At 73.6% G+C, this 18,126-nt stretch carries 19 protein-coding genes and 1 tRNA gene; 11 read left to right on the plus strand and 9 right to left on the minus strand.

What is annotated here, in order from left to right; all coding sequences use genetic code 11:
- Positions 1 to 19: 19 nt before the first annotated feature.
- Positions 20 to 1,684 carry an FUSC family protein gene (locus tag ACIRVF_RS15285; RefSeq protein ID WP_402816970.1) on the minus strand — a complete coding sequence of 555 codons (1,665 nt, stop codon included), beginning with the start codon at positions 1,682 to 1,684 and terminating at the stop codon, positions 20 to 22.
- 142 nt (positions 1,685 to 1,826) lie between these two features.
- Here ACIRVF_RS15285 and ACIRVF_RS15290 point away from each other — a divergent pair, with 142 nt between their 5' ends.
- Positions 1,827 to 2,615 (plus strand): alpha/beta fold hydrolase, encoded by a 789-nt coding sequence (locus ACIRVF_RS15290; protein ID WP_402816972.1) that lies wholly within the window; start codon positions 1,827 to 1,829, stop codon positions 2,613 to 2,615.
- Positions 2,616 to 2,760: 145 nt separating this feature from the next.
- On the plus strand, positions 2,761 to 3,387 hold the full coding sequence (locus ACIRVF_RS15295; protein WP_402816974.1) for an RraA family protein: 627 nt from the start codon (positions 2,761 to 2,763) through the stop codon (positions 3,385 to 3,387).
- Between the two features lie 19 nt (positions 3,388 to 3,406).
- Here the strand turns inward: ACIRVF_RS15295 and ACIRVF_RS15300 are convergent, their stop codons facing one another.
- Positions 3,407 to 4,225, minus strand: coding sequence for an isocitrate lyase/phosphoenolpyruvate mutase family protein (locus tag ACIRVF_RS15300; RefSeq protein WP_402816976.1), 819 nt, complete (start codon positions 4,223 to 4,225; stop codon positions 3,407 to 3,409).
- A gap of 113 nt (positions 4,226 to 4,338) precedes the next feature.
- Between ACIRVF_RS15300 and ACIRVF_RS15305 the strand changes: the two genes are divergently transcribed.
- Together ACIRVF_RS15305 and ACIRVF_RS15310 are read left to right on the plus strand one after the other, a co-directional pair.
- Positions 4,339 to 5,349: a DUF5937 family protein gene (locus ACIRVF_RS15305; protein WP_402816978.1), complete on the plus strand. Its 1,011-nt coding sequence runs from the start codon at positions 4,339 to 4,341 to the stop codon at positions 5,347 to 5,349.
- A 178-nt stretch (positions 5,350 to 5,527) separates the two neighbouring features.
- Positions 5,528 to 6,202: a Crp/Fnr family transcriptional regulator gene (locus ACIRVF_RS15310; protein ID WP_030288117.1), complete on the plus strand. Its 675-nt coding sequence runs from the start codon at positions 5,528 to 5,530 to the stop codon at positions 6,200 to 6,202.
- 135 nt (positions 6,203 to 6,337) lie between these two features.
- On the opposite strand, the gene ACIRVF_RS15315 is transcribed toward ACIRVF_RS15310, so the two are convergent.
- The 5 genes from ACIRVF_RS15315 to ACIRVF_RS15335 all read right to left on the minus strand — a co-directional run bounded on the left by ACIRVF_RS15315 (position 6,338) and on the right by ACIRVF_RS15335 (position 9,053).
- Positions 6,338 to 7,171: an MBL fold metallo-hydrolase gene (locus ACIRVF_RS15315; RefSeq protein ID WP_402816980.1), complete on the minus strand. Its 834-nt coding sequence runs from the start codon at positions 7,169 to 7,171 to the stop codon at positions 6,338 to 6,340.
- Between the two features lie 34 nt (positions 7,172 to 7,205).
- Positions 7,206 to 7,379, minus strand: a complete 174-nt coding sequence (locus tag ACIRVF_RS15320; RefSeq protein WP_402816982.1) for a hypothetical protein — start codon at positions 7,377 to 7,379, stop codon at positions 7,206 to 7,208.
- 121 nt (positions 7,380 to 7,500) lie between these two features.
- On the minus strand, positions 7,501 to 8,367 hold the full coding sequence (locus ACIRVF_RS15325) for an NUDIX hydrolase (RefSeq protein WP_402816984.1): 867 nt from the start codon (positions 8,365 to 8,367) through the stop codon (positions 7,501 to 7,503).
- A 63-nt stretch (positions 8,368 to 8,430) separates the two neighbouring features.
- Positions 8,431 to 8,898, minus strand: coding sequence for a RidA family protein (locus ACIRVF_RS15330; RefSeq protein ID WP_402816986.1), 468 nt, complete (start codon positions 8,896 to 8,898; stop codon positions 8,431 to 8,433).
- Positions 8,895 to 9,053, minus strand: a complete 159-nt coding sequence (locus ACIRVF_RS15335; RefSeq protein WP_094743074.1) for a DUF4177 domain-containing protein — start codon at positions 9,051 to 9,053, stop codon at positions 8,895 to 8,897. The genes ACIRVF_RS15330 and ACIRVF_RS15335 overlap by 4 nt, the downstream gene beginning before the upstream one ends.
- A 244-nt stretch (positions 9,054 to 9,297) precedes the next feature.
- Here ACIRVF_RS15335 and ACIRVF_RS15340 point away from each other — a divergent pair, with 244 nt between their 5' ends.
- Entirely contained in the window at positions 9,298 to 10,401 is a 1,104-nt protein-coding gene (locus ACIRVF_RS15340; protein WP_402816988.1) for an ArsA-related P-loop ATPase, read from the plus strand.
- 17 nt (positions 10,402 to 10,418) lie between these two features.
- Positions 10,419 to 11,573, plus strand: a complete 1,155-nt coding sequence (locus ACIRVF_RS15345) for an ArsA family ATPase (RefSeq protein WP_402817515.1) — start codon at positions 10,419 to 10,421, stop codon at positions 11,571 to 11,573.
- A gap of 42 nt (positions 11,574 to 11,615) precedes the next feature.
- Here the strand turns inward: ACIRVF_RS15345 and ACIRVF_RS15350 are convergent, their stop codons facing one another.
- A complete protein-coding gene (locus tag ACIRVF_RS15350) occupies positions 11,616 to 11,939 on the minus strand; it encodes a WhiB family transcriptional regulator (protein WP_030240986.1) in 324 nt (107 codons plus the stop codon).
- 504 nt (positions 11,940 to 12,443) lie between these two features.
- On the opposite strand from ACIRVF_RS15350, the gene ACIRVF_RS15355 reads away from it, so the two are divergent.
- Complete coding sequence (locus ACIRVF_RS15355) at positions 12,444 to 14,705, plus strand: transglycosylase domain-containing protein (protein WP_402816990.1); 2,262 nt, start codon at positions 12,444 to 12,446, stop codon at positions 14,703 to 14,705.
- Positions 14,706 to 14,855: 150 nt separating this feature from the next.
- On the opposite strand, the gene ACIRVF_RS15360 is transcribed toward ACIRVF_RS15355, so the two are convergent.
- Positions 14,856 to 15,308, minus strand: coding sequence for a GatB/YqeY domain-containing protein (locus tag ACIRVF_RS15360; RefSeq protein ID WP_402816992.1), 453 nt, complete (start codon positions 15,306 to 15,308; stop codon positions 14,856 to 14,858).
- Positions 15,309 to 15,397: 89 nt separating this feature from the next.
- Between ACIRVF_RS15360 and ACIRVF_RS15365 the strand changes: the two genes are divergently transcribed.
- The 4 genes from ACIRVF_RS15365 (at position 15,398) to ACIRVF_RS15380 (ending at position 18,123) form a co-directional block, all read left to right on the plus strand.
- A complete protein-coding gene (locus ACIRVF_RS15365; protein ID WP_402816994.1) occupies positions 15,398 to 16,066 on the plus strand; it encodes a CGNR zinc finger domain-containing protein in 669 nt (222 codons plus the stop codon).
- Between the two features lie 24 nt (positions 16,067 to 16,090).
- On the plus strand, positions 16,091 to 17,035 hold the full coding sequence (locus ACIRVF_RS15370; protein WP_402816996.1) for a metallophosphoesterase: 945 nt from the start codon (positions 16,091 to 16,093) through the stop codon (positions 17,033 to 17,035).
- A gap of 99 nt (positions 17,036 to 17,134) precedes the next feature.
- Positions 17,135 to 17,208, plus strand: a tRNA-Pro gene (locus tag ACIRVF_RS15375).
- Between the two features lie 441 nt (positions 17,209 to 17,649).
- Complete coding sequence (locus tag ACIRVF_RS15380; protein ID WP_402816998.1) at positions 17,650 to 18,123, plus strand: YDG/SRA domain-containing protein; 474 nt, start codon at positions 17,650 to 17,652, stop codon at positions 18,121 to 18,123.
- The last annotated feature ends 3 nt before the right edge of the window (positions 18,124 to 18,126 follow it).

Genomic DNA, 18,126 nt, shown 5'->3' on the forward strand with positions numbered 1-18,126 from the left:
GACCGACCGTCCGTCGATCCTAGGGCGTGTCCGGCGAGCCGCGTCGCTCCAGGAGGGCCGCCAGCAGGTGGTGGGCGTGCTGCTCGGCGTCGGAGGTGCGCCGGTGCGGGAGAGCGGGGCGGCGCCACTCGCCGGTGGCGGCGTCGGCGGCCTCGCGCAGTTCCAGCAGGGCGGTGGCCAGTCCGGTCCGGGCCGTCAGGGATCCCGAGCCGACGGCCGCGGCGGTGGCGACCGCCGCCCGGGCCTCCCGGGTGGCGGTCTCGGCTGCGGCCAGGGCGCGGGACAGCCGGGTGGCGGTGCGGCGGTTGGTGACGAGCAGGCAGGCGGCGAGGCCGGTGAGCGCGCCCACGCAGGTGTCCAGCCAGCGGTCGGCGATCAGGGTCCGGGCGGGCTGGAGGCCCGCGAACTCGGTCATCAGCAGGGCCATCGGGGTGACGAAGACCGTGGCCAGCCAGTAGCTGCGGACGATCGTCGCCTCGGCGCCGAACTGGCACAGCAGCCCCAGCCCGATCATCGCCGGCTGCCCCGAGTGGGCGAGGGGCAGCACTGCGGTGAACAGCACCAGGCCGATCAGGTTGCCCAGCACCCGTTGCAGCGCGCGCTGCCAGGAGAGCGTGCTGTTGGCCTGGAACACCGAGGCCGCGGTGACCACCGCCCAGTACGGGCGGCCGACGCCGAGCGCCAGCGAGATCCACCCGGCGGCGGCGCAGCCGACCGCGACCCGCAGACCGATCGGCAGCAGCGCCGAGCCCGGCCCCAGAGCCCGACGCAGCGCCCGACGCAGCGCCCGGTGCAGTGGCGGGCGTTGGCCGGAGTGGTGGGCGCGCAGTTCGGCGGCCTCGGCCTCGGTGAGGTCGAGCAGCGGCAGGGGGCGGCCCCGGCGCAGGTCACGGGCCCAGGCCTGGTACCGCTCGGCGACGGCGGCGACAGCGGATCCGTCGCCCCGCCCGGCGGGCGCGACCAGCGCCCGCTCCGCGTGGACGAGCAGCCGCTCGGGCGCGTCGCCGAGGGCGCGCCACCGGGTCGGGGAGGAGAGGGCGAGGCTCTGCCGGGCCGCGGCGACCGCGCCGACCAGGGCCGTGCGGGCGGCCGCGTCCGGTGTGCCGGGCGCGGTGCGGACCAGCCGGGCGGCGGCCTCCAGCGCACGGGCGGTGGCGATCCGCTCGGGCCCGTACGGGCGCAGCAGCGCGGGGGTCATGCCGACCAGCCAGGCCAGTGCGGCGCCGAGCGCGGTGAGCGCCAGGTGCGGTGGGAGGTCTGCGGGGTGCTGCGGGACGAAGGCGCAGCTGGCGGTGGTGAAGGTGATGATCAGACTGCCGGGCGGCCCGATCCGGGCGGCGTCGCAGCCCGGCTTGTGCAGCGCGGCGAGCACCGCCGTCACCGCGACCAGCACCACGGCGTCGCGGGTCAGGGCGGAGGCGGTGAGCGCGGCGGCGGTGCTGAGCACGGTGCCCAGCAGCACGCCGGCCAGGGTGCGGGCCCGGGCGCGGTAGGGCAGGCCGTGGCCGTACAGCGCGCCGAGGCCGCCGGCCGAGGTGTAGAGCGCGAGGTCGAGTCGGCCGAGGGCGAGCAGGGTGAGGTTGAGGAGGCCGAGGGTCACCACGGCGCTGAGCGCGGGCTTGTGCCAGATGTCCCCGGGCGGGCCGACCCGGAGGGCCTGCCGGAACTGGGCGGGTGTGGCCATGGAAGAAGATTAGCAGGTAATTTACCCGTGAAATGTTTGCTCGTCGGGGCCGGGAAAGAATTTTTCCCGGAGCGATGAGTTCTGCGGTGCGCTCCGGTCTACCCCCATGACCGACCCGCACGACGACAGGGAAGAGCACCCCATGAGCACCGTGATCTCCGCCGACGGAACCACCATCGCCTGCACCGTCACCGGCTCCGGCCCGGCCGTGGTGCTGGTCGACGGGGCGATCGGCCACCGCGCCTTCGACCCGGGCGTCGCGGTCGCCGAGCAGCTCTCGGCGCACCACACCGTGTGGGCCTACGACCGGCGCGGCCGCGGCGGCAGCGGGGACACCGCGCCGTTCGCCGTGGAGCGGGAGATCGAGGACCTGGCCGCCGTCGTCGCGGCGGCCGGCGGCTCGGCGGCCGTCTTCGCCATCTCCTCGGGCGCCGCGCTCGCGCTGCGGGCCGCCGCCGCGGGCGTCGGGATGACCCGACTCGCCGTCTACGAGCCGCCGTTCAGCACCGAGGAGGGCCAGGCCGAGCGCTTCGTCGGGTACGTCACCGAGCTGGAGGGAGCACTCGCCGAGGGGCGGCGCGGGGATGCCGTCGCGGCCTTCATGACCTTCGTGGGGATGCCCGGGGAGATGGTGGACGGGATGCGCTCCGCCCCGGTGTGGCCGGTCTTCGAGGCGGTCGCGCCGACCCTGGCGTACGACGCGGCGGCACTCGGCGCCCGGACCGGTGCGGCCGTGCCGGTCGAGCTGCTGGCCACCGTCGCGGTGCCCACCCTGGTCCTGGACGGCGGCGCCAGCCCGGAGCTGCTGCGGGCCCCCGCCCGAGCGGTGGCCGAGGCCGTGCCGGGCGCCGAGTACCGGACGCTGGCCGACCAGACCCACGAGGTCGCGGCCGAGGTACTGGTGCCGGAGCTGCTGAAGTTCTTCGCCTGACGGGCAGGAGTTCCGCGCCTGACGGACAGGAGTTCCGCACCTGACGGGCACTCGCCCCGGGCCCCCCGGCACCCCTGTCCACGACGCGTCCTAGTCTTCCCCCGTCCGGCCATCGACGAGATCGAGGAAAGAGGAAAGAGGAAGCGTGAACGGGGACTTCAAGGACTTCGCGGACATTCCCACCACCACCCTGGCCGATGTCCTGGGCGGCGCCCAGGTCATGGACATCGGCCTGCGCCCGCTCTGGACGGGCATGCCGCGGTTCGCCGGACCGGCCTTCACCGTGCGGTGCCCGCCCGGCGACAACCTGATGCTGCACGCGGCGATCTACCGGGCCGAGCCCGGCTCGGTGATCGTGGTGGAGTCCGGCGACCTGGACCACGCGCTGGCCGGCGGCAACGTCTGCGCCGTCGCGCAGCGCCGGGGCGTCGCCGCGTTCGTGGCGGACGGCCTGATCCGCGACCTCGGCGAGGTACGGGAGTTGGGCTTCCCGGTGGTCGCCCGGGGCGTCATCCCGATCCCCGCGGCGAAGAAGCAGCTGGGCACCCACGGCGCCCCGGTGCGCTGCGGCGGCGTGCTGGTGGCCGTCGGCGACATCGTGGTGGCCGACGAGGAGGGCGTCGTGGTGGTGCCCGCCGCCGAGCGGGCGGGGGCCCTGGAGGCGGCCCGGGCGAAGCTGGCCAAGGAGGCCGCCGAGACCCTGGACGACTGGGAGGCCGCCCACCACGCCCGGATCGAGCAGAGCCTGGCCGAACTGGGCTTCACCGGCTGACGCCGCCGGGACCCACGCTTCAGTACAGCCCGTTCAGCTCCCCGAAGCCGAGCGCCCCGTCGAGCTCCGTCAGCGTCCCGGCGCCGAGCAGTTCGACGGCGGCCCGGTGGGCCGTGGTGTACGCGGCCTGGGCGAGGCCGGTGCCGACGCTGACTCGCCGCACCCCCGTGGCGGCGAGTTCGGCGACGCTCGGACCGCCCGCCCCGGCCATCGCGTTCACCGGCAGCGGGGAGCGCCGGCACAGCTCGGTGAGGGCGTCGAGGTCCAGCAGCCCGGGGACGAACAGGCCGTCGGCGCCCGCCTCGGCGTAGGCCTCGGCCCGGGCCAGCACGTCGTCGAGCCCGCCCAGACCGAACAGGAACACGTCGGTCCGGGCGTTGACCAGCAGTTCGGGCAGTCCGGCCGCCGCTGCCGCGGTGCGGGCCGCGCGCAGCCGCTCGGTCTGCTCGGCCACCGGGAACAGCGGCCCGCCGACGGCCGTCGAGTCCTCCAGGTTGACCCCCGCCGCGCCGACGCCGACCAGTTCGGTGACGGTCGCCGCCACGTCGGCGGGCAGCGGCCCGTACCCGCCCTCGGCGTCGACGGTGACCGGCAGGTCCACCGCGGCGACGACCCGGCGGGCCGCCTCGACCGCCGCCGCCCGGTCCATCCGCTGGCCGTCGCCGTGGCCGAGCGACCAGGAGACGCCACCGCTGGTGGTGGCGATCGCCCGGGCGCCGGCCGAGGCGATCACCGCGGCGCTGCCCGCGTCCCAGGCGTTGGGCAGGACGAGGACGCCCTCCGCGACCAGCTCGCGCAGCCGCAGCGCCCGCTCGCGGGCCTCGGGGGTGGTGGACATATCGGGTCACCGGCTTTCGTACGGATCGGTGGGGACGCAGGCATCCTGCGCCCCGGCCGCAGGCCGGCACCAGTGATTAAGCTGGGGCCGAATCTTCCGAAGGGGGCCCGCGGATGCGGACGGAACTCCAGTTCTCCACCCAGGACTTGGCGCTGACCCGGTTCGCCGTCAGCCCCATGCAGGAGGTGGTGACCAGCCTGCGCGCGCTCGCCCACTCCCCCGTCCCTGCGCTGCACCGCCGCTGGGCCGGGCAGGTGCGCGCCCGGCTGGCCGCCGCCGGGCTGGACCGGGGCCGGCTCGCCGCGATGGTCCCGCCCGACGGCCACCTGCCCGACTTCCTCAACCCCGCCCCCGCGGGTTGCTCGACCACGCTCGCCGAGGAGCTGGCCGTGATCACCGCGACCCGCGCCGAGCAGGTCCGGGCCGACCTCGACATCCTGGCCGCCGAGGCCGGCGGCCGGCTGCCCGCCGCGCTGGTGCCGCTGCACCGCGACCCGTCCGGCCAGCTGCCCCGGCTCGCGACCGAGATCGAGGCGTACTGGGAGCTGGCGCTCGCCCCGTACTGGGCGCGGATCCGGGCGCTGCTGGCGGCGGACGTCTTCCACCGCTCCCGGCAGGCCGCCGAGCACGGCCCCGCGCGGATGCTGGACGAGCTGCACGAGACGGTCCGCTGGGACGGCACCGCGCTGCGGCTGGAGCGGCGGCACTGCGCCGTCACCCGGCTGACCGCCGGGGCCGGGCTGCTGCTGGTGCCCTCGGCCTTCGCCTGGCCGCGGGTGCTCACCCGGGTGCTGCCGCCGGACCCGCCGCAGCTGGTCTACCCGGCCCGCGGCACGGCCGCGCTGTGGGAGGAGCGGCCCGGCTCGGCGGCGCGCACCGACGCGCTGGCCGCCGTCCTCGGCCGGTCCCGGGCGCAGTTGCTGGCCGAGCTGGACTCCCCGGCCTCGACCACCGAGCTCGCCCGCCGGACCGGACTGTCCCCGGCCGCCGTCTCCCAGCACCTCACCGCCCTGCGCGCGGCGGGCCTGACCAGCGCCCACCGGGCCGGGCACGCCGTCCTCTCCGCCCGCACGGCGGTGGGCGACTCCCTGTTCGATCACGACGGACAGACATTCGACCGGTGACGTCCGCCGGGCGCCCCGCCCCGTGACCCGCCGGTGCGAATGGCCCCGCACCGCACCCCGGGACACACCCCCTCCTCATATGATCGGAGCGACATGCGCCATGCTTGGTGATGCAGAACACTGAACGGAACTTGCGCCGGACGGCCCACCCGCCGGACGGCCGAGAAGGAGGAAGCACGTGGACGACGTTCTGCGGCGCGCCGCACTCTTCGCGGCACTCGACGACGAACAGGCCGGCGAGCTGCGCGCTTCCATGACCGAGGTCACCCTCGCCCGTGGTGAGTCGCTGTTCCACGAGGGCGATCCGGGCGACCGGCTGTACGTCGTCGCCGAGGGCAAGGTGAAGCTGCACCGCGCCTCGCCGGACGGCCGCGAGAACATGCTCGCCGTGCTCGGCCCCAGCGAGATGATCGGCGAGCTGTCGCTGTTCGACCCGGGCCCGCGCACCGCCACCGCCAGCGCGCTGACCGAGGTCAAGCTGCTCGGCCTCGGCCACGGCGACCTGCAGCCCTGGCTGCACGCCCGCCCCGAGGTCTCGATCGCGCTGCTGCGGGCCATCGCCCGCCGACTGCGCCGGACCAACGACGTGATGTCCGACCTGGTCTTCTCCGACGTGCCCGGCCGCGTCGCCAAGGCCCTGCTGGACCTCTCCCGCCGCTTCGGCGTCCAGTCCGAGGAGGGCATCCACGTCGCCCACGACCTCACCCAGGAGGAGCTGGCCCAGCTGGTCGGCGCTTCCCGTGAGACGGTCAACAAGGCACTCGCCGACTTCGCCGGCCGTGGCTGGCTGAAGCTGGAGGCGCGCGCGGTGGTCCTGCTGGACGTCGAGCGACTGTCCCGCCGCTCGCGCTGACGCCCCGAGCGGGGCCGAGCGGGTCCGAACAAATCCGACCCGCTCCGAGCCCCGAGCACCCCGAGCACCGTGAAGGGCCCGTCCGACCGGACGGGCCCTTCGGCGTTCCCTGCGCGGGCCCACCCGGGCCCCGGATCAGTCCTGGTCCGGGATCAGCCCGTGTTCCTCCAGGTACTCCAGCTGGGCGCGCACCGACAGCTCGGCGGCCGGCCAGAGCGCCCGGTCCACGTCGGCGTAGACCCGGGCGACCACGTCGGCGGCCGTCCGGCAGCCCGCCTCGACCGCGGTCTCCACCTGGGCCAGCCGGGTCGCCCGGTGCGCCAGGTAGTAGTCGACGGCGCCGAGCGCGTCCGCGAGCACCGGCCCGTGGCCGGGCAGCACGGTGCGGACGCCGTGGGCGGAGGCCATGGTGTGCAGGTGGCGCAGCGAGTCCAGGTAGTCCCCGAGCCGGCCGTCGGGGTGGGCGACCATCGTGGTGCCGCGGCCGAGCACGGTGTCCCCGGTGAGGACCGCGCCGTCGTCCGGCAGGTGGAAGGTCAGCGAGTCCGAGGTGTGGCCGGGGGTGGCGACCACCCGCAGGTCGAGGCCGCCGACGTCCAGCCGCTGGCCGCCGACCAGGCCCTCGGAGCCCAGCCGGTGCGCGGGGTCCAGGGCCCGCACCTCGGTGCCGGTGAGCTCGGCGAAGCGGGCCGCGCCCTCGGAGTGGTCGGCGTGGCCGTGGGTCAGCAGGGTGAGCGCGATCCGCTTGCCGCGCTCCTCGGCGAGGTCGACCACCCGGCGCAGGTGGCCCTCGTGCAGCGGGCCCGGGTCGATCACCACCGCGAGGTCCGAGCCGGGCTCGGAGAGCAGCCAGGTGTTGGTGCCGTCCAGCGTCATCGGTGACGGGTTCGGCGCCAGCACGCACAGTGCCCGGGGAGTGGCCTCGCCGCCGACCACGGCGGCGGGGTCACCCGGGAGGAGGCCGCTCATGCACACCCCTCGGTGGTTCGCTCGCTCCGCTCGCTCACCGGCCGCCCTCGCCGTCGCGATGCAGGGCCCGCAGCGGCAGGGCCCGGACGAGGGCGCGCTGGGCGACCTCGACGAACGGGACCTGGGTGGTGCAGGCCGGGGAACGGGGGATCAGTCGGCGGGCGGGCAGCTCGGGGGCCGTCCGGCGAGCCACGTCGTTGTGGTTCATCGGTCATCGGTCCTTTCTGATCGTCTGATCGGCATCTTCAGCGGTGGTCAGCGGTGGTCAGCGGTGGTCAGCGGTCCCGGGGTCACTGGTGGTCAGTCGTCCCGGGAACAGCGGCCTCGGCTCAGGAGTCCTCGGGGAACTCCCCGTCGATGGTCAGTTCGTCGTACCCGGGCCAGCGGACCGTCATCCGGTCACCGCGCACCTCGGCCCGGCCCAGTACCGGCTCCAGCCGCCGCCCGGCGGCCGCGGCCAGCGCCTCGGCGGCCGTCCGCACCGACGAGAGCTCGCGCAGCACCGTCACGGTCGGCGGCAGCATGCCGAACCGGCCCTCGTGGTAGCCCCGGACCGCCTCGGTCGGCGTCAGCCAGGCGACCCGGTCGGCCTCGCCGACCTCCAGCGCCGCGCGCTGACCGGCCGGAAGGGCCGCGACGAAGAACCAGGTGTCGTAGCGCCGCTCCTCGAACTCCGGGGTGATCCAGCGGGCCCAGCCGCCCAGCAGGTCGCTGCGCAGCACCAGCCCGTGGTCCCGCAGGAACTCGGCGAGGGACAGCTCGTGCGCCTCCAGCGCGGCCCGCTCCGCGGTCCAGTCACGCGGCTCGGCGACACTGTGCGCGTCCGGGCCGGCCAGCAGCACGCCGGCCTCCTCGAAGGTCTCGCGCACGGCCGCGCACACCACGGCCCGCGCCGTCCGGGCGTCCACCCCGAGGCGGCGCGCCCACTCCTCGGGGGACGGCCCGGCCCAGCCCGGCTCGACCTCGGCATCCCGCGGGTCCACCCCGCCGCCCGGGTAGGCGTACATCCCGGCCGCGAAGGCCATCGAGGTGCGACGGCGCAGCAGGTAGGCCTCCGGCCCGTCGGGGCAGTCGCGCAGCAGCACGACCGTCGCGGCGGGCCTGGCCACCGCCGGGGTGAGCAGGCCGGAGTCGACCGCCCGGATCCGGGCGGGCCAGCCGGGCGGCATCGGGAGCGTCGTTGCTCGATGGTCCATGCCCGGATGCTAAGCGCACGGAGGCGGGGTTGGACAGGCCCGACCCCGCCTCCGCGATCACACTCAGGCGTTCTTGACGCGCACCTGGATCTCGACCTCGACCGGGGCGTCCAGCGGCAGCACCGTGACACCGACCGCGCTGCGGGCGTGCACGCCGGCCTCGCCCAGCACCTGGCCGAGCAGTTCGCTGGCGCCGTTGATCACGGCGGGCTGGCCGTGGAAGTCGGGGGCGGAGGCGACGAAGCCGACGACCTTCACGACCCGCTCGATCCGGTCCAGGTCGCCGATCACGGACTTCACGGCGGCCAGGGCGTTCAGCGCGCAGGTCTGCGCGAGCTCCTTGGCCTCCTCCGCGGACACCTCGGCGCCGACCTTGCCGGTGCTCGGCAGCTTGCCGCCGACGACCGGCAGCTGGCCGGAGGTGAACACGAACTCACCGGACTGCAAGGCCGGCACGTACGCGGCGACCGGGGCGGCCACCGGCGGCAGGGTCAGACCCAGCTCGGCGAGCTTCGACTCGACCTGGCTCATGCGTTCTTCTCCCGCTTGAAGTAGGCCACCAGCTGCTCGGGGTTCGGGCCCGGCACGACCTGGACGAGCTCCCAGCCGTCCTCGCCGAAGTTGTCCAGGATCTGCTTGGTGGCGTGCACGAGCAGGGGCGCCGTCATGTATTCCCACTTGGTCATGGCCAGACTCTAGACGAGGCGTCCCGGCGATCGCCGCCGGCCGCCGACCGGCGTGTGAGGTGGGGCACAAAGGGGGCATGATTCAGTCCTGGCACCCCGGGTGCTCCAGGCATCGGGGGCGCTGCCTGGTTACCCTCGCGAGAGGGCACCCTCATGGAGGGGGACCCCGTCCGCGCGCGGGCCCCCGGCAGGGGCGCCGCGCGGGAGGGGAGCCCGTAGGGACGGAGACGGACGGAGACGCAGCGTGGCACGCACCCCCGGCCAGGCGGCCCGGCGCGACCCCGACTGGGAAGGCGTCCGGCTGCACGTGGTCAGCGGCAAGGGCGGCACCGGGAAGACCACGCTGGCCGCCGCGCTGGCCCTGGCCCTGGCCGCCGACGGCGGCCGGGTGCTGCTGATCGAGGTCGAGGGGCGGCAGGGCATCGCCGAGCTGTTCGGGATCGCCGCGCTCCCGTACGAGGAGCGCCGGATCGCCTCGGTCTCCCGGTCCCAGCTGGGGCTGCCGGCCGGGGAGGCGACGACGGGCGGGGCGGGCGCCGGCGGGGCGGGCGCCGGCGAGGTGCTCGCGCTGGCGATCGACACCGAGCAGGCGCTGCTCGAATACCTGGAGATGTTCTACAAGCTCGGCCGGGCCGGGAAGGCGCTGCAGAAGGTCGGCTTCGTCGACTTCGCCACCACCATCGCCCCCGGCGTGCGGGACGTGCTGCTCACCGGCAAGGCCTGCGAGGCGGCCCGCCGCAAGGGCCCGGACGGGCGGCGCCGGTACGACGCGGTGGTCATGGACGCCCCGCCGACCGGGCGGATCACCCGGTTCCTGAACGTCAACTCCGAGGTCGCCGGGCTGGCCCGGATCGGCCCGATACACACCCAGGCGCAGGCCGTGATGCGGGTGCTGAGGTCGCCGGAGACCGCCGTGCACCTGGTCACCCTGCTGGAGGAGATGCCGGTGCAGGAGACGGTCGACGGCATCGCGGAGCTGCGCGAGGCGAAGCTCCCGGTGGGCGGGGTGATGGTCAACATGGTCCGGCCGCCGGTGCTGGACGCGGCGGCGGTCGCCGCGGTGGACGGGGACCACCGCGAGGAGGTGGCGCTGGCCCTCGGCGAGGCCGGGCTGGGGGGCCGCTCGCGCAGGGCGGAGGCGGTGCGGACCGCGGTGGAGCCGTTGATCGACCCGCTGCTGGAGCAGGCCAGGGAGCACGCCGAGCGGGTCGAGCTGGAGCGCGAGCAGCGCGCCGACCTGCAGCAGCTGCGGATCCCGACGTACGAACTGCCGCTGCTGGGCGAGGGCGTGGACCTCGGCGGGCTGTACCGGCTGGCGGGCGAACTGAAGCGGCAGGGGGCGGCGTGACCGCGGCGGACAACGGCATGGCGTCGGCCGACAGCCGGCTGGCGGTGGACGGGCTGATCGACGACCCGAGGACCAGGATCATCGTCTGCTGCGGATCCGGCGGCGTCGGCAAGACCACCACCGCCGCGGCGATCGGCCTGCGGGCCGCCGAGCGCGGCCGCAAGGTCGTGGTGCTGACCATCGACCCGGCCCGGCGGCTGGCCCAGTCGATGGGCCTGACCGAGCTGGACAACACCCCCCGGGTGGTCAAGGGCGTCACCGGCGACGGCGAGCTCCAGGCCATGATGCTCGACATGAAGCGGACCTTCGACGAGGTCGTGCTGGCCCACGCCGAGCCCGAACGGGCCAGGGCCATCATGGAGAACCCGTTCTACCAGTCCCTGTCGGCCGGCTTCGCGGGCACCCAGGAGTACATGGCGATGGAGAAGCTCGGGCAGCTGCGCGCCGCCGAGGAGTGGGACCTGATCGTCGTGGACACCCCGCCGTCCCGCTCGGCGCTGGACTTCCTGGACGCGCCCAACCGGCTCGGGTCCTTCCTGGACGGCCGGGTGATCCGGATCCTGACCGCGCCGGCCAAGGTCGGCGGGCGCAGCGCGATGCGGTTCCTCAACGCCGGGATGGGCCTGCTCACCGGCACCCTGGGCAAGATCTTCGGCGCCCAGCTGCTCACCGACGTGCAGACCTTCGTCAGCGCGACGGACTCGATGTTCGGCGGCTTCCGCGAGCGCGCCGACCGCACCTACCAGCTGCTCAAGGCGCCGGGCACGGCGTTCCTGGTGGTGGCGGCGCCGGAGCGGGACGCGCTGCGCGAGGCGGCGTACTTCGTGGACCGGCTGGCAGCGGACCGGATGCCGCTGGCCGGGCTGGTGCTCAACCGGGTGCACAGCACGGGCGCGCCGCAGCTCACCGCGGAGCGGGCGCTGGCGGCCGCCGAGGCACTGGAGGAGAACGGCTCGGAGCACTCCTCGCCCCAGGCGGAGGTGCTCGCGGCCGGACTGCTGCGGCTGCACGCCGAACGGATGCAGATCATGGGGCGCGAGCGGCGCACCCGGGACCGCTTCGTCTCGGTGTACCCGGACGTGCCGATCGTGGAGGTCGCCGCGCTGCCGGGCGACGTGCACGACCTGGACGGGCTGCGGGCCATCGGGGAGCGGCTCAGCGGCGCGGCGTGAGCACCCCGGGGGGCCGGTGCCGGCGGCGTGCTGCCGCCGGGCTCAGCCCGCCTGGGCGTAGTCCGTCAGTATCACGCCGGTCGCGAGGGACTCCTCGTACTCGGTACGGGCCGTCTCCAGCAGCCTGCGCCACGAGATGACCGTCGGGCGGCGGCGCAGCAGCGCACGGCGCTCGCGTTCCGTCATCCCGCCCCACACCCCGAACTCCACCCGGTTGTCCAGCGCGTCCGCGAGGCACTCCGTACGGACGGGGCAGCCGCTGCACACCGCCTTCGCCCGGTTCTGTGCCGCCCCCTGGACGAACAGTTCGTCCGGATCACTCGTGCGGCAGGCGGCCTGCGCACTCCAGTCGTCAACCCAGCCCATGCCGGCGCCGTCCTCTCCCGATGATTCGAGGCTCCCCCACGGCGGCAACGGCATATTCACCGTTGCCAGTTGAGGACGTTACGGAAGAAGGACAGCGCGCAACAGCCCCTTCGGGCTCAATCTCGAATGACCCGATCGGACTATGGGTATCGGTCATCTCACTCGTTGGAGTGATCGCAGGTCGCGGGCCTTGCCAGGCCGGAGGCCCCCACTCTCACCACAGATGCCGTCACGGAGAGCAACCGCCTACTCGAACACGGCAGGCCCCGGTCGCCTCAAAATCCGTACAACAACGGGCAATTCGGGCAAGTCTCCCCACTCACAAGAGTGAGTGATGTTGACGCACCGAAGCTGTCGCAAGCTTGTGACAAGCCTAGGCGAACACCTGCCCCTGTGTGCGGTATTCGGGGACGTAGGGTTCTCCCCATGGCACCGAAGCGCCCACCGGCCCCCCAGCCCCCAGGCAACCCCGGAGCTCCGCGCCGCAGGAGCAGCGGATCACCGATGGACCACGTCGGCAACGGCGTGAAGTTCCTGGGCGTCAGCGTGCTCTCCGGAGTCCTGCTGGCAGGCCTCGCCCTGCCGGCCGTCGGCGCCATGGGGCTGACCGCCAAGGACACGGCGGAGAGCTTCCAGAACATCCCCGACGACTTCAAGACCCCGCCGCTCACCCAGGCCACCCAGATCTTCGACGCTAAGGGCGGCCTGATCGCGAAGGTCTACGAGCGCGACCGCACCGTCCTCTCCGCCGACCAGATGTCGCCGTACATGCGGCACGCCCAGGTCGACATCGAGGACGCCCGGTTCTACGAGCACGGCGCCGTCGACCTCAAGGGCATCCTGCGCGCGGTCGGCAAGAACGCCGAGAGCGGCACCGCCTCCCAGGGCGCCTCCACGCTGACCCAGCAGTACGTGAAGAACGTCAACGTGGAGAAGGCCGGCGACGACCAGGCCGCCGTCCTGGAGGCCCAGCGCAAGACCCTGGGCCGCAAGATCCAGGAGCTCAAGGTCGCGATCAAGCTGGAGGAGGACCTGACCAAGGACCAGATCCTCACCAACTACCTCAACATCACCTTCTACGGCCACCAGGCCTACGGGGTCGAGGCCGCCTCCCAGCGCTACTTCAGCAAGAGCAACAAGGACCTGACCATCGCCGAGGCCGCCACCCTGGCCGGTCTGGTCCAGAACCCGTCGCAGTACGACCCGGTGCGCTACCCGGACAACACCATCAAGCGGCGCAACACGGTCATCGACAAGATGCTGGAGAACAAGCACATCACGGCCGACCAGGCGAAGGAGGCGAAGGCCGCCCCGCTGGGTCTGAAGTACAAGGACCCGCAGAACGGCTGCATCACCGCCCAGGCCGGCATGGGCTTCTTCTGCGACTACGTCCGCCACGTGGTCAAGCAGGACCCGGCCTTCGGCAAGACCGCCGACGACCGCAAGAAGCTGTGGGACACCGGCGGTCTGAACATCTACACCACGCTGGACCCGGACAAGCAGGCCGCCGCCCAGAACGCCGTCACCAAGAAGGTCAACGTGACCGACCCGGTGTCGGCCGCGGCGACCATGATGGAGCCCGGCACCGGCAAGATCCTGGCGATGGCCCAGACCCGCCCGTACGGCCTGGACCCGAACAAGAACCAGACCGTCGTCAACCTCAACGTCGACGCCTCGATGGGCGGCGGCAACGGCTTCCAGACCGGTTCGACCTTCAAGCCGATCCTCGCCGCGGCGGCGCTGGAGGCGGGCATGTCGAACACCCAGTCGTTCCCGTCCGAGAACAAGATCGACTACCCCCAGGTGTCGACCTGCAACGGCACCTGGAAGAACACCGACAAGCCCAAGGCCACGGTGAAGAACGAGTCGGCCGGCGAGGTCGGGCCGTACGAGCTCAAGCAGGCCATGGCCCTCTCGGTCAACACCTACTTCGTCGAGATGGAGCAGCAGGTCGGCCTCTGCGCGATGAAGCAGATGGCGAACAAGCTGGGCATCACCCAGTCCGCCAAGGGCGACCCGTTCCAGGAGGTGCCCTCGATGGTCCTCGGCACCCTGGAGCTCTCCCCGCTGACCATGGCGAACGTCTACGCGACCTTCGCCGCGCGCGGCAAGTACTGCACCCCGATCGCGATCAACAAGATCACCACGGTCGACGGCAGGGACCTCAAGGTCCCGCAGTCCCAGTGCAACCAGGTCTTCTCCGAGCAGACCGCGGACTCGCTCAACACCGTCCTGCTCAACGTGACCGAGAAGGGCACCGCGGCCGCCCTCGGCCTCGACGACGGCCGCAAGATCGCCGGCAAGACCGGTACCACCGACGAGAAGAAGGCCGCCTGGTTCGACGGCTACACCCCGTCGCTGGCCACCGCGGTCTGGCTCGGCGGCCCGGCCGGCGGCGTCAAGATGAAGAACATCAACATCGGCGGCAAGCACTTCGACGAGGTGTTCGGCGCCGACGGCCCCGGTCCGATCTGGCAGATGGCGATGAACCAGGCGCTCAAGGGCACGCCCCTGGAGCCCATCCAGACCACCAACATCCCGGACCCCCAGGCCACCACGCCCCCGCCGGCCTCTCCCCCGGCGACCGACCCGAACGCCCAGCCGCCGCAGCAGCCGGGAGCCCAGAACCCGCCGCCGGCCGGTCCTGGGAACGGGCCCGGTGGGGTGATAGGAGGAGGGTTCACCCTCCCTCCGGGCATGATCGGCGGCGGTGGGAACGGCAACGGGAACGGCAACGGCGGCAAGCACGGCGGCGGCAACGGCTGACCGGGGCCGCCCCGCTCCTCACCCGCACGAACGGCGAAGGGGCGCCCTCCGGATCTTTCCGGGGGGCGCCCCTTCGGCGTGCCGGCGGGTCGGCCGGTCGGTGCGGCGGCGGGTCGCCGGGCCGGTGCGGCGGCGTGCTGCGCTTCCCGCTCAGGCCAGCGCGGCCTTCACCGCGGCGGCCACCCGGCCGCCCTCGGCCAGACCGTCCACCTTCGGCTTGACCAGCTTCATCACGGCACCCATCGCCTGCGGGCCGCTCGCCCCGCTCTCAGCCACGGCGGCGGCCACGATCGCGGCCAGCTCCTCGTCCGACAGCTGCTTGGGCAGGTACCCCGCCAGCACCTCGCCCTCGGCGCGCTCCCGCGCGGCCTGGTCGACCCGGCCGGCCTTGTCGAAGGCCTCGGCCGCCTCGCGGCGCTTCTTCGCCTCGCGGGCGATCACCCGCTGCACCTCGTCGTCGGACAGCTCGCGCTTCTCGTCACCCGCCACCTCCTCGCTGGTGACGGCGGACAGCGTGAGCCGGATGGTGGACGAGCGCAGCTCGTCCCGGTCCTTGATGGCAGCCGTGAGGTCCTCCTGCAGCTGCGCCTTGAGCGTCGTCATGGCCATGAGTCTCCCACCTGCGCCGTTCGGTCGCTTGCCATTAAGCGCCGGGGCCCGCGCCCCGACCAGTAACCACTTAACCTGGTTACATGACTGATCGAGACGGAGCACCGGACCGCGCCCCCGGCCTGGTCCTCAGCACTCCGGGCGGCAGCAGCTTCCTCTTCGACCCCGGCGCGCTCTGCCTCGAACTGCTCACCACCGGCGGCCCCGGCGACCTCGCCCGCTACGAGGCCCTGCACCACCCGTCCGACCTCGCCGACTGGCTCCCCCTCTCCCGGCTGGGGCTGCCCGCCGGAGCCGTACGGATCACCGCCGAGCAGCTCGCCGACGCCCGCACCCTGCGCGACGCCCTCTGGCGGCTGGCCGCCGCCCGCGCCCACGGCACGGCCGGCCCCGCGGCGGACCACGCCACCCTCAACCGGGCCGCCGCCCACCCGCCGCTCGTCCCGCAGATCGCCCCGGACGGCACCGCGGCCGCCCCGCTGCCCGCCGACGGGGCCCAGCTGGTCTCCACCCTCGCCCGGGACGCCATCGCCCTGCTCACCGGCCCGTACGCGGACCGGATCCGGGAGTGCGGGGCGCACAACTGCCAGCTGGTCTTCGTCGACACCTCGCGGCCCGGGCGGCGGCGCTGGTGCTCGATGGAGCGGTGCGGCAACCGCAACAAGATCCGGGCCCTGCGCGCCCGGCGGGAGTCCGAGGAGCCCGACGCGGGGGCCGTGCCCGCAGCGGGCCACCGGACGTTCACCAGCTGATCCACCGTCTGAGAGCATGGACTGATGCGACCGCTGTACTCCGTTCCCCTCGGTGTCGCCGCCGCCGGCGCCGCCTGCCTCGCCTACTCCGTCGGGTACGAGGTGCGTGCCTTCCGGCTCCGCCGGGTCGAGGTCCCCGTCCTGCCGCACGGCGCCAAGCCCGTCCGGATCCTCCAGGTGTCCGACATCCACATGGTGACCGGGCAGGGCAAGAAGCAGCGCTGGCTGAAGAGCCTGGCCGGCCTGCGCCCCGACCTGGTGGTCAACACCGGCGACAACCTCTCCGACCCGCTCGGCGTCCCGGCCACCCTCGACGCGCTCGGGCCGCTCATGGACTTCCCCGGCGTCTACGTCTTCGGGTCCAACGACTACTACGGCCCGGCCCGCAAGAACCCGGCCCGCTACCTCCAGGCCATGCGCAGCGGCGTCCACGGGATGAACAACCCCGACGGCACCGGCAACCGCGGCATCAGCGGCGCCGTCCACAACCCCTGGGAGAAGCTCCGCGACGGCTTCGACGCGGCCGGCTGGCTCGACCTGACCAACACCCGCGGCCGCCTCACCGTCAACGGCCTCGACATGGAGTTCACCGGCCTCGACGACCCCCACATCCGCCGCGACCGCTACGCCGAGGTCGCCGGCGGCCCCTCCGCCGACGCCGACCTCTCCCTCGCCGTCGTCCACGCGCCCTACCTGCGCGTCCTCGACGCCTTCACCGCCGACCGCTACCCGCTGATCCTGGCCGGCCACACCCACGGCGGCCAGCTCTGCATCCCCTTCTACGGCGCCCTGGTCACCAACTGCGACCTCGACACCCGCCGGGTCAAGGGCCTCTCCACCCACCGGGCCGGCGGCCACCGCTCCTACCTCCACGTCTCCGCAGGCTGCGGCACCAACCGCTACACCCCGGTCCGCTTCGCCTGCCCCCCGGAGGCCACCCTCCTCACCCTCACCCCCACCCCCCGCTGACCCGACCGGACGCCCGCCCGAAACCGGATTTCGTGTCTCGGCGAGCGTCCGGTAGAGTTCTACTCGTCGCGAAGGAGACGGAGCGACAAACAGAAAGACCGGGGTGTGGCGCAGCTTGGTAGCGCGCTTCGTTCGGGACGAAGAGGCCGTGGGTTCAAATCCCGCCACCCCGACCCAGTAGGACCAGCTCAGGGCCGGTCTCCCGCAAGGGAGACCGGCCCTGACTGGTTTTTCGACTCCCTTGGGGCCGCTGGGGAGTGAGCCGGAAGGATCATGGAAGGCCGCTCCGGCGCGGCTTCCACTGACCCCCCTTCAGCAAGGCGTCGAGGACGGCCGCGGGTGAGGGGGGACACATCCGCCGGCGGGCGGCGAGCGCCTGCTCCCGGATCACGGTCTCGGGCCGGTTCGGCAGGTCGGAGTCGCCTGACCGCAACCGGTACGAGCCAGTCGGGACGAAGAGGCCGTGGGTTCGAATCCCGCCGCCTCGGCCCCCGGTGCAGCGGGCCCGTCGGAGAGATCCGACGGGCCCGCTGACGTCGTGTCCGGAAGAATCCCCGTTGAACCGGGCAGCACCCGCCCGGCAGTGACGCCCGCCACCTGGGAGGTCCGGGGCCTTGTCGAACGACTTCACTTCCCTCGCGTCCAACGGCTTCGACGGCTTCGGGGCCGTGCCGGGGGTGGTGGTCGGGCAGGCGTTCGCGAATCGGCGGGCGCTCGCCGACGCCCGGGTGCACCGGCCGCTGCAGGCGGGCATCTGCGGCATCCGGGAGCGCGGAGCCGAGTCCGTCCTCGTGTCCGGCGGGTACGAGGACGACCGGGACCACGGCGACGAGATCGTCTTCACCGGCCAGGGCGGCCGTGGCCCCGACACGGACCGGCAGGTCGAGCACCAGAGGTTCGAACGGGGCAACGCCGCCCTGGTGACCAGCATGACCACCGGGAGGCCGGTGCGGGTCGTCCGGGCCGAAGGGGGCGGGCGGAGGCCCGCGTACCGGTACGGGGGACTGTTCCGGGTCGAGGAGTGCTGGTTCGAGAGGGGGCGGTCGGGCTTCCTGGTCTGCCGCTACCGGCTGGTGCTCCCCGGCTGAGCG

It is taken from the genome of Kitasatospora sp. NPDC101157 (genome assembly GCF_044768255.1).
Classification (GTDB): domain Bacteria; phylum Actinomycetota; class Actinomycetes; order Streptomycetales; family Streptomycetaceae; genus Kitasatospora.